Source organism: Sphingomonas sp. FUKUSWIS1 (assembly GCF_000733135.1).
GTDB lineage: Bacteria > Pseudomonadota > Alphaproteobacteria > Sphingomonadales > Sphingomonadaceae > Sphingomonas > Sphingomonas aerolata.
The window spans coordinates 18,352-29,367 of the sequence record NZ_JPJC01000129.1; the positions used below are offsets into that span (position 1 = coordinate 18,352).

At 67.3% G+C, this 11,016-nt stretch carries 9 protein-coding genes; 5 read left to right on the plus strand and 4 right to left on the minus strand.

Going from position 1 to position 11,016, the window contains the following annotated elements; genetic code table 11:
• The 4 genes from sphsw_RS18830 to sphsw_RS09080 form a co-directional block, all read left to right on the plus strand.
• A partial coding sequence (locus sphsw_RS18830) for a pyruvate kinase (protein ID WP_042466964.1) occupies nt 1-726 on the plus strand: 726 nt, incomplete at its 5' end.
• Nucleotides 727-811: 85 nt separating this feature from the next.
• On the plus strand, nt 812-2,866 hold the full coding sequence (locus tag sphsw_RS09070) for a carbon starvation CstA family protein (protein WP_042466965.1): 2,055 nt from the start codon (nt 812-814) through the stop codon (nt 2,864-2,866).
• A complete protein-coding gene (locus sphsw_RS09075; RefSeq protein WP_031395223.1) occupies nt 2,863-3,060 on the plus strand; it encodes a YbdD/YjiX family protein in 198 nt (65 codons plus the stop codon). Before sphsw_RS09070 ends, sphsw_RS09075 begins: the two co-directional genes overlap by 4 nt.
• Nucleotides 3,051-3,593, plus strand: coding sequence for a biliverdin-producing heme oxygenase (locus tag sphsw_RS09080; protein WP_042466966.1), 543 nt, complete (start codon nt 3,051-3,053; stop codon nt 3,591-3,593). The genes sphsw_RS09075 and sphsw_RS09080 overlap by 10 nt, the downstream gene beginning before the upstream one ends.
• 3 nt (nt 3,594-3,596) lie before the next feature.
• Here sphsw_RS09080 and sphsw_RS09085 read toward each other — a convergent pair whose 3' ends face one another.
• From sphsw_RS09085 to sphsw_RS09095, 3 genes are all read right to left on the minus strand, one after another.
• Nucleotides 3,597-5,723, minus strand: a complete 2,127-nt coding sequence (locus tag sphsw_RS09085) for a histidine kinase dimerization/phosphoacceptor domain -containing protein (protein ID WP_031440327.1) — start codon at nt 5,721-5,723, stop codon at nt 3,597-3,599.
• A 71-nt stretch (nt 5,724-5,794) separates the two neighbouring features.
• Nucleotides 5,795-6,787 carry a bile acid:sodium symporter family protein gene (locus tag sphsw_RS09090; RefSeq protein ID WP_031440328.1) on the minus strand — a complete coding sequence of 331 codons (993 nt, stop codon included), beginning with the start codon at nt 6,785-6,787 and terminating at the stop codon, nt 5,795-5,797.
• Nucleotides 6,787-7,797, minus strand: coding sequence for an adenosine deaminase (locus tag sphsw_RS09095; RefSeq protein ID WP_031440329.1), 1,011 nt, complete (start codon nt 7,795-7,797; stop codon nt 6,787-6,789). The genes sphsw_RS09090 and sphsw_RS09095 overlap by 1 nt, the downstream gene beginning before the upstream one ends.
• 149 nt (nt 7,798-7,946) lie before the next feature.
• Here sphsw_RS09095 and sphsw_RS09100 point away from each other — a divergent pair, with 149 nt between their 5' ends.
• Nucleotides 7,947-8,882, plus strand: coding sequence for a DUF808 domain-containing protein (locus sphsw_RS09100; RefSeq protein ID WP_031395057.1), 936 nt, complete (start codon nt 7,947-7,949; stop codon nt 8,880-8,882).
• Nucleotides 8,883-8,928: 46 nt separating this feature from the next.
• Here the strand turns inward: sphsw_RS09100 and sphsw_RS09105 are convergent, their stop codons facing one another.
• Complete coding sequence (locus tag sphsw_RS09105; RefSeq protein WP_031440330.1) at nt 8,929-10,980, minus strand: S9 family peptidase; 2,052 nt, start codon at nt 10,978-10,980, stop codon at nt 8,929-8,931.
• Nucleotides 10,981-11,016 lie beyond the last annotated feature (36 nt).

Genomic DNA, 11,016 nt, shown 5'->3' on the forward strand with positions numbered 1-11,016 from the left:
GGCGATCTCGGTGTCGAAATGCCCCCGCAGGCGGTGCCGCCGCTGCAGAAGCGCATCGTCGAGGTGTCGCGCCGCATGGGCCGCCCGGTGGTGGTCGCGACTCAGATGCTCGAATCGATGATCACCTCGCCCTCGCCGACGCGCGCCGAGGTCTCCGACGTCGCGACCGCAGTCTATGACGGCGCCGATGCGATCATGCTCTCGGCGGAAAGCGCCGCGGGCGCATGGCCGGTCGAATCGGTCGCGATGATGGACGCGATCGGCGTGTCGGTCGAGGCCGACCCCGAGCATGGCGACCGCATGCACTTCACCGTGATGAAGCCCGATCCGACGACCGCCGACGCGCTGGCCGAGGCGGCGAAGAACATCGCCGCGACGGTATCCGCGGTCGCGATCATCTGCTTCACCACCTCGGGCTCGACCGCACGGCGGATCGCGCGCGAGCGGCCTTCGGTGCCGCTGCTGGTGCTGACGCCGAGCCAGGACACCGCGCGCCGCCTCGGCCTGTTGTGGGGCACGCATGCAGTTCACACCCGCGACGTCGAGTCGTTCGAGGATATGGTCGCCAAGTCGAAGCGCATGGCGCTGCGCCACGGCATGGCGAAGGCGGGCGACCGCGTGATCGTGCTCGCGGGCGTGCCGTTCCGGACGCCGGGCTCGACCAACGTGCTGCATGTCGTCCGGATCGTCGGCGACGAGCTGAAGGGCCACCACTCACAGGTCTGAGGCGGCTCCCCCTAGCGCTCCCCCCTAGCGCTCCTCGGCCAAATCCGCGATGGCTGGTACAAGGACCGGACGGGGGAGCAACCGCATGACGTTACGCGAAAAGATCGGCTGGGGTGCGATGAGCCTGCTCGGGGCGTGCGCTCTCGCGGTGGTCGCGTTCCAGCGCGGCGAGCATGTCAACGCGCTGTGGATTGTCGCCGCGTCGGTCTCGGTCAACCTGATCGCCTATCGCTTCTACGCCCGCTATATCGCGCGCAACGTCATGCAGCTCGATGCGACGCGCCCGACCCCGGCGATCCGCCGCGCGGACGGGCTCGATTATGTCGCGACCGACCGCAACGTCCTGTTCGGCCACCATTTCGCGGCGATCGCCGGCGCCGGACCGCTGGTCGGGCCGGTGCTCGCGGCGCAGATGGGCTATCTCCCCGGCACGCTCTGGATCCTCGCCGGCGTCGTGCTGGCGGGCGCGGTGCAGGACTTCATGATCCTGTTCATCTCGATGCGCCGCGACGGCCGCTCGCTCGGCGAGCTGATCCGCATGGAAATGGGTGCGGTGGCAGGCACGATCGCGCTGATCGGCGCCTTTGCGATCATGGTCATCATCCTCGCGGTGCTCGCGCTGATCGTCGTCCGCGCGCTCGCGGGCAGCCCGTGGGGGCTGTTCACCGTCGCGGCGACGATCCCGCTCGCCTTCGCGATGGGGATCTACACGCGCTGGATCCGCCCGGGCCGCATCGGCGAGGTCTCGATCCTCGGCGTCATCGGGCTGCTGCTCGCGATCGTCTATGGCGGCCAGGTCGCCGAGTCCGCCTTCTGGGGCCCGGTCTTCACGCTGACCCCGGTTCAGCTGTGCATCCTGATGGTCGGCTATGGCGCGGTCGCGTCGGTTCTGCCGGTCTGGCTGCTGCTCGCGCCGCGTGACTATCTGTCGACCTTTCTCAAGATCGGCGCGATCGTCGCGCTGGCGATCGGGATCGCGGTCGTTGCACCGCCGCTACGCATGCCCGCGCTCACCAAGTTCATCGACGGCAGCGGTCCGGTCTGGTCGGGCGGGCTGTTCCCGTTCCTGTTCATCACGATCGCCTGTGGTGCAGTGTCGGGCTTCCACGCGCTGATCGCCAGCGGCACCACCCCCAAGCTGATCGCCAGCGAGGGCGACGCACCCTTTATCGGCTATGGCGCGATGCTGATGGAAAGCTTCGTCGCGATTATGGCGCTGGTCGGTGCGACGATCCTCGATCCCGGCATCTATTTCGCGATGAACAGCCCCGCCGCGGTGCTCGGTACGGACGCAGCGTCGGCGGCGGCCGCGGTCACCAATATGGGCTTTGCGATCACCCCAGAGGCGCTGGCGCAGGCCGCGCGTGACGTCGGCGAGACCACCATCATCAGCCGCACCGGCGGCGCCCCGACGCTCGCGGTCGCGATGGCAGAGATCTTCAGTAACCTGATCGGTGGTCAGGCGATGAAGGCGTTCTGGTATCATTTCGCGATCCTGTTCGAGGCGCTGTTCATCCTGACCGCGGTCGATGCCGGCACGCGCGCCGGGCGCTTCATGCTGCAGGACCTGATCGGGCTCGTGGTGCCGTCGTTCCGCAATGCCTCGGCGATCGGCCCGGGCATCGTCGCGACCGCGCTGTGCGTGACCGCCTGGGGCTTCTTCCTCTATCAGGGCGTCACCGATCCACTCGGCGGGGTGAACACCTTGTGGCCGCTGTTCGGCATCTCGAACCAGATGCTCGCCGCGGTCGCGCTGATCCTGGCGACGGTCGTGCTGTTCCGGATGAAGCGCCAGCGTTATGCCTGGGTGACGATCCTGCCCGCCGCATGGCTGTGCCTGTGCACGATCACCGCGGGGCTGCTGAAGCTGTTCTCGAGCGATCCGAAGGTCGGCTTCCTCGCGCATGCGTCCAAGTTCGCGGACGCGGCGGCGCGCGGCGAGATCCTCGCGCCCGCCAAGACGATGGCGGAGATGCAGCGGATCATCTTCAACGACCGGATCGACGCGGCGCTGATCGCGCTGTTCCTCGGCGTCGTCGTGTCGATCCTCGCCTTCGGCATCCGCAGCTGCCGCGCGGCGCTGAAGGTCGATCGCCCGACGGTGACCGAGGTTCCGCCCATGCTGGTCCCGGCCGAATGACGCCGCGCATCCGCCACCTGCTGGCACGCGCGCGGGAGACCGCGCTGATGATGGTCGGCCAGCCCTCCTACGCCGCCTATCTGCGCCACATGGCCGAGCATCACCCCGGCCATGCGGCGATGGATCCCGCGGCGTTCTTCCGTGACCGCGAGCAGGCGCGCTACGGCGGCAAGGGCGGTGGCCGATGCTGCTGAACGACCCGCCGCGCTCGATCGTCGCCGCGCTGCGCGGCGCGACCGGCGGCGATCACGACCGCGTCGACACCGCTTATGGCAACTTCGACCTCGCCGCGCCCGACAGCTACCGCGCGTTCCTCCATGCGCACGCGCTCGCGCTTCCTGCAGCCGAGGACGCGCTCGCCGCCGTCCCGGGCCTGCCCCACTTCCGCGCCCGCACGCCCCTCCTCGCCGCCGACCTCGCGGCGCTGGACGAGGCAATGCCGTCACCGCTGCCCTTCGCACTGCCCGCGGGCGACGCCGCCGCCTGGGGCGCGCTCTATGTCGTGGAGGGATCACGGCTTGGCGGCATCATGCTCGCGCGTACCGTGCCCGACGGGCTGCCGACCGCCTATCTTGGCGCGCGGCATCTGTCGGGCGAATGGCGCGAGCTGCTCGGTGCACTCGACCGCGCCGCTACACTCGCTGGAACAGACACGTGGATCGACGAGGCGATCACCGGCGCGCGCGCGACCTTCGACCTGTACCGCCGCGCCGCCGCCGCGCGCTGAGCCTCAGTCCTCGATCGGGGCGGTCATGATCACGCGTAGCCCGGGCATGTTGTCATGCTGCGCGATCGATCCCGACAGACGTCCGACCACCGCGTTCATCATCCGGCTGCCGAACCCGACGCGCGTGCCGGTCTGACCGACTCCCTTGTCCGCGACGATCAGCCGGATCTGGTTGCGATATTGCTCGAGCGCGATCAGGATCGGCCCGGGCTGTCCGCCATAAGCATATTTGCTGGCATTGATGACGAGCTCGGTCAGGATCAGCCCGACATTGACCGCACGGTCGGTCGGCATCAGCACCGGTGCCAGGTCGAGCCGCATCTGCGCGCCCCATTCCTGCCCCAGCGTCCCCTTCATGTCGCCCGCCAGTTCCTCAAGATAGCGCGCGAGGTCGACCGACTGGACCTGGTCGTCGCGGTACAGGCGCCGATGCACCAGCGCGACCGCAGACAGCCGTGCCTGCGCCTCGGCAAGATGCGCGGTGACGTTGGCGTCGCCCGCCGCCTTGGCCTGCAGTGCGAGAAACGCGGAGACCATCTGCAGGCTGTTCTGCACACGGTGATTGACCTCCTTCATCAGGACGTCCTTCTGCTCGATCAGCACGTCCTTTTCGGCCAGCGTCCGCTGCAATTCGCGGTTGAGCGCGCGCATCCGGTTGCTCGCATAGCTGTCGTGGAACATCCGACGCAGGCGATAGCCGGCCTCGATCTCCTCGAGCGACCAGCGCCGCGATTCGCCGCGCACCTCTTCGGTCCATGACGCGAACGACGTGCGCGGCGTCAGCTGTTCAGCGGGATCGCCCGACGTCGCCTTATGCGGATTGCCTGCCCATTCGATCTCGGTGATCCGCTCGGCGCGGAACCACAACAGCACCGCGCCCTCGTCGATCAGCGGCATCGCAAGCAGCCCGCTCGCCTTCGACCGATAGCGTTCCGCAGGCGGGTAGAGCGTCGACAGCGCATGCGTCGCAACGATGTCGCCTGTCCCGCGGCTGCGGATCCACTCGACCAGGTCCAGTACGTCTCTGTCGTCCGGACACTGGCCGTCGCGCTGCACCGCGCCGTGCTGGACGAGCGCGAAGCCGTCGCTCGCCAGCATCCGGCGCAGGTCGTCGCCGACCGCCGCCGCGGTCCGCTGTGCGCTGCCCTCGGTGGCCATCTTGAGCACGACGACGTCTTCCACCGACCGCAGCCGCAGGCGTTCGCGGTATCCCTCGGCCTCCTCCTTCGCGCGGATCTGTCGGGCGAGGCTGCTCGCCAGCGTGCTCGCGGTCGCGCGGATATCGGGCGCCAGCGTCCGCGGCGTCATGCTGTGGCAGGCGATCATCCCCCACAACAGCCCGTCCTTGACGATCGAGATCGACGCGGACGCCGCGACGCCCATGTTGGTCATGTAGCGCAGATGGATCGGCGACACACTGCGCAGCGCGACGTCGCTCAGGTCGAGCCTCTCGAACCCGGCGGGGCGCAGGATCGCGGGTGTATAGACCGCATGCGGGATCGCGCGCGTCCGGTTACGGACATACAGCGCGCGCGCCTGTTTCGGGATGTCGGTCGCAGGAAAATGATGGTTGAGGAAGCTGTGCAACGCGGGATCGCGATCTTCCGCCATCACGCGCCCTGATTCATCGTCGAGAAAGCGATAGACCATGACGCGATCGAACCCGGTCAGAGTCCGGAACGCGACCGCCGCCTGCTCGCACAGCGCCTGGAGATTGCCCGACCGCTCGAACGCGGTCGCCATCGAATCCAGCCAGCCGAGCACAGTCGCGGCGCTCGACGGCGCCGTCGTGGCGGGCTCGAGCTCGACGAGGACGTGTTCCTCGCTCGCATGCAGGACCATGTGGAACTGCTCGCTGGTACCCGCGACCAGCGTGCCGACGGCAGCGCCGATCATGCTGCCGCGCCCCGATCGCTCCGCCAGCAGCGCGGCAACGTCCTGGCCGATCAGCGTCGCGAGGTCTGCGCCCAGCCAGTCGGGGGTCAGCCGCGTCTCGATATCGCCCGCGCCCGCAACGACGCGCAGGCTCGCCGCATCGGCGACGAGCAACAGCCCGTGCGGCTGGATCGCGCCGGGAATGTGTATGGGCTCCCGATCGCAGGCCGTAAGGTCCAACGCGGTATCAGTCACAGATGCTGGGCCTTTCCGTCAAGCCGCGACCATGTCGTTTCGCGCGTGGAAAAGCAAATAAGCCAAGGCAGTTACGCCACCGGTGCCATCGCCTCCACGCGCGCATCAGCCCGGTCTGCATAGCGGCGCGCAATAACCGCACAGGCGATCAGCTGGATCTGGTGGAACAGCATCAGCGGCAACAGGATCACGCCGACCTGCGCCGCGGGGAACAGCACGCCGGCCATCGGCACCCCCGACGCCAGGCTCTTCTTCGACCCACAGAACAGCAACACGATCGCATCCTCGCGCGGCAGCCGCATCAGCCGCGCGATGGTCAGCGTCAGCGCCAGCACGATGGCCAGCAGGGCACAGGAGAGCAGCCCGATCAGGAGCAGGTCGCCGAGCGACACCCGGCTCCACAGCCCCTCGACCACCGCCGCGCCGAACGCGCCATAGACGACAAGCAGGATTGACCCGCGATCGACGATCGTCAGCATCGCCTTGCGCCGCGTCACCCATGCACCGATCCAGGGCCGCAGCACATGCCCCGCCACGAACGGCACGAGCAGCTGGACGATGATCGTCTCGACGCTTTCGATCGACATCCCGCCGGCATTGCCTGCGTTCCGCATCAGCAGCGCGACCAGCGCTGGTGTGATCAGTATGCCGAGCAGGTTGGAAAAGGACGCGCTGCACACCGCCGCCGCGACATTGCCGCGCGCGATCGCGGTAAAGGCGATCGACGACTGGACCGTCGAGGGCAGCAGGGTCAGGAACAGCACGCCCGTCGCCATCCGCTCGTCGACGAAGGGCAACGCGGTCAGCCCAAGCCCGAACGCGGGAAAGGCGACGAACGTCACCCCCAGTACGGCGAGGTGGAGCGGCCAGTTGCGCAACCCGTCCCAGATCGCCGCGCGCGACAATTTCGCGCCGTGCAGGAAGAATAGCAGGAAGATTGCGACGTCGGCGACATAGCCGACGATCGTCGCCGCCTGTCCCCGCGCCGGCAACAGGCTCGCCAGCACGACGGTGCCGAGCAGCATCAGGATGAACGGCTCGAAGATCGATAGAAAGCGCCGGATCACGGATGCGGGGTCACATAGGCCTCGAGGGTCGCCAGATGCCCGGCGATCGCCTCGTCATCGAGGAAGCTGCCGAGGAAGCTGTTGCGCGCCAGCGTCACGATCTGCCCGCGCGACAAATTGCGCGCGCGCGCGGTCTGGCGGTAGTTCTCGCCAATATAGCCGCCGAAATAGGCCGGGTCGTCCGAATGGATCGTCGCGCGCAGGCCGAGATCGAGCATCCTGTCGATCGGATGGTCCTCGATCCGGTCGACGTTGCGCAGCGCGACGTTCGACAGCGGGCACACGGTCAGCGTCATCGCCTCGCGGGCAAGCCGCGCGACCAGCACCGGATCCTCGAGCGCACGATTGCCGTGATCGATCCGGTCGACGCGCAGGATGTCGAGCGCTTCGTGGATATAGGCGGGCGGGCCTTCCTCGCCGGCATGCGCGCACAGCAGCAGCCCGGCTTCCGCCGATGCTTCGAACACGCGCGCGAACTTCGATGGCGGATGCCCCATCTCGGACGAATCGAGCCCGACGCCGATCATCTGGTCGAGCCAGGGCTGTGCCTGTTCGAACGTCCTGAATGCATCCTCCTCGTCGAGATGCCGCAGATAGCTCATGATCAGCCCGATGCTCATCCCGTGCTTCGCCCGCGCCGCATCGATGCCTGCGAACAGGCCGTTGGCGACGACGTCGAACGGGATTCCGCGATGCGTGTGCGTCTGCGGATCGAAGAAGATCTCGGCATGGACCACGCCGTCCTGGGCGACCCGGTCGAAATAGGCGAGCGCCAGATCGTGGAAATCCTCCTCGGTCTTCAGCACGGCCGCGCCCGCATAATAGATATCGAGAAAGGTCTGAAGGTTGGTGAAGCTGTAGGCCGCGCGCACGTCCTCGACGCTCTTGAACGGGATCGCGACCTTGTTGCGTTCGGCGAGCGCGAACATCAGCTCGGGCTCGAGGCTGCCCTCGATATGCAGATGCAGTTCGGCCTTGGGCAGGTTGGTGATGAAGTCGTCTGTCATGCTCGATCCCGTCGTGATGTGCGTCACCGCGCAACCATTCCGCGCGTCAGGCACTTTGCGCAAGGTCGAAACCCGTTGCATGACATCGCTGTCACGTTACCGCGGACCGGCTATTGCCGCCTCTTACCGATCACGCGAAGGACCCATCGATGCCCACAGGACTGGTCGCACTGCTCGACGACATTGCCGGGATCACCAAGCTGGCCGCGGCCAGCCTCGACGATATCGGTGCTGCGACCGGCAAGGCGGGCAGCAAGGCGATCGGCGTGGTGGTCGACGATGCCGCGGTCACGCCGCGCTACATGGTCGGGTTCTCGCCGAAGCGCGAATTGCCGATGATCGGCAAAATCGCGCTCGGCTCGTTCCGCAACAAGCTGCTCTTCATCCTCCCCGCAGCGCTCGCGCTCAGCGCGTTCGCACCTTGGGCGCTGACCCCGTTGCTGATGATCGGCGGGACCTATCTCTGCTTCGAGGGTGCGGAAAAGATCCTCGAAGCGCTCGGCGGCGGCCATGCCGAAGCCGAAGCCACCGCCCCGATCGATCCGAAGACGCTCGAGGACCAGAAGGTGTCGGGCGCGATCCGCACCGACTTCATCCTGTCGGCGGAGATCATGGTCATCGCGCTGTCGGACGTCGCCGCCGAACCGATCTGGGAACAGGCGATCGTGCTTGCGCTGGTCGGCGTCGCGATCACGATCCTCGTCTACGGTGTCGTCGCGCTGATCGTGAAGATGGACGATATCGGCCTGCACCTGACCGAGCGGAAAAGCCCCGCGGTCCAGGCGTTCGGACGCGGCCTGGTCAAGGGCATGCCGGTCGTCATGTCGGTGTTGTCGGTGGTCGGCACCGCGGCGATGGTCTGGGTCGGCGGGCAGATCATCGTCCACGGAATCGAGGATTTCGGACTGACGACGATCCCGCATTTCATTCACGATGCCGCCGCGGGCGCCGCCGCCGCGGTGCCGGTGGCCAAGGGCGTGGTGAACTGGGTGGTCAACGCCGCATTGTCGGGCGTGGTCGGCCTGATCCTCGGTGGCGCGATCGCACTCGGCCTCCACGCGGTGAAGAAGCCCAAGGCGCACTGAGCGGCTAGCGGCCCTCGCGCCCCTCAACTTCGTCATCAGCGCGTCCCTATTGCACCGTCCACTTGTCCATCCAGCCGATCACCTCGCCATACCATTGCAGGCTGTTCTTCGGCTTCAGCACCCAGTGATTTTCGTTCGGGTTGACCAGCAACCGTGACGGAATCCCGCGCCGCTGCAACGCGGTGAAGCTCGCGAGCCCCTGCGTGTAGGGAATGCGGAAATCCTTTTCGCCGGTGATCACCAGCATCGGCGTCTTCCAGTTGGCGACGTAGTTGACCGGGTTCCATTTCTCAAACGCGGCGGGATCCTCGTAATAGGTCTTGCCGCCATGCTCCCACTCGTCGAACCACAGCTCCTCGGTCTCGTACGCCATCGCGCGCGCATCGAAGACGCCGTCATGCTGGACGATGCACTTGAACCGGTCGGGCCACTTCCCCTCGATCCAGTTCATCATATAGCCGCCATAGGACGCGCCGAGCGCACAGGCGCGGTCGCCGTCGAGCCAGCCGAACTTGGCGGTCGCCGCCGCCAGCCCCTTTTGCAGATCCTCGAGCGGCCAGCCGCCCCAATTGTTGCTGATTGCGTCGGTGAAGGCCTGGCCGTACCCCGTCGACCCGTGGAAATCGACCGCGACCAGCCCGTAGCCCGCACCCGCGAACACCGCCGGGTTCCAGCGATAGGACCAGCTGTTGTTGCTCGACCCCTGCGGGCCACCGTGCACCATATAGGCGACCGGGACCTTGCCCGTGGTGCCATACGGCTTCACCGCATAACCCCAGACGGTGTCGTCGTTCGCGCCCTTGAAGTTGAACCGCGTGACGGTCGGCATGTCGATGCCCGCGAGCTTGGTCGCGTTGACCGACGTCAACCGCTCGGGCTTCGGCATCCGCTTGCCCTTCACCGCGAGCGCATAGAAGTCGTCGGGCGCGGTCAGGCTGCTGATCGCGACTACCACGCCCCTGGGCGTCGGCACGACCGCGCCGACATGGCCCTCCTGCGTCAGTCGCGTCACCGCGCCCGTGGCAGGGTCGACCGCGAACACCGGCGTCTCCTGCGTGTCGTCGGCGGTGACGTAGAGGCGCTTGCTGTCGGGGCTCCACGCGATCGACGCAACCGAACGATCCCACCCTTGCGTCACCGCGCGCACCTGACCGCTGGCCAGATCGCGCGTCATCAGCACCTGGCGATCCGCCTCGAATCCCGCGCGCGCCATCGCGAACCAGGCGAGCGTGCGGCCATCGGGCGACACCGTCGGCAGATTGTCCATGCCGGTATTCGCAGCGGTCAGGTTGACCGGTGCCGCGGAGCCGTCCGCGGGGACCGAGAAGATGTCGAGATTGGTCGAGGTCGCTTCGATCCGCCCCGCCTCACGCAGTGCGAAATACAGCGTCTTGCCGTCCGCGCTCCACGACACTTCCTCGCCGCCGCCGAACGGCTTTGACGGAGCATCGCCGATCAGACCGCCAGTCACCGCGACGCCGTCTCCCTGCGCGCCAGCGGCCGTCAGCGGCAGCACGAACAGCTGCGATCGGTCGCCATTCGACCATGTGTCCCAGTGCCGCACGAACAGCTGATTATAGGTCCGCCCCGCCCCGGCATTCGGGTCCTTCTTGACCATTGCCGGCGCAAGACTCGGCGCGCCGGGCTTGCGATCGGCCCACACCACGAGCTTGTCGCCGGTCGGTGCGACCTTGAACCCGCCGAAACCGCCCTCGAAGCTTGTCAGCTTGCGCGGCGTGCCGCCGGCGATCCCGATCGACCAGACCGCGTCGCTGCCGCCCTTGTCCGACTGGTAATAGACGGTTGCGCCATCGGCGGAGAATTGCGCGCCGGTCTCGTTCACATCGGCTTCGGCGATCAGCGGCTCGGGTTTCGCACCCTTGCGTGTCAGGTCGAGCCGCCAAAGGTCGAACCGCCCGCGATCAGCGGCGAGATCGGTCTCGCGCTGCTCCCACACCAGCCAGCGGCCGTCCTTCGACACGGCGGGCGAGGACACGCGCGACAGCTTGACGACATCGTCGATGGTCAGCTGGCGGGCGGTGGCGGGGGCGCTTGCAAGAGCGAGCACGGCGAGGCTTGCGGACAGCAGGATCTTCATGCGCGTCTGCATAGAATGCTTGCACGATCGCGCGCA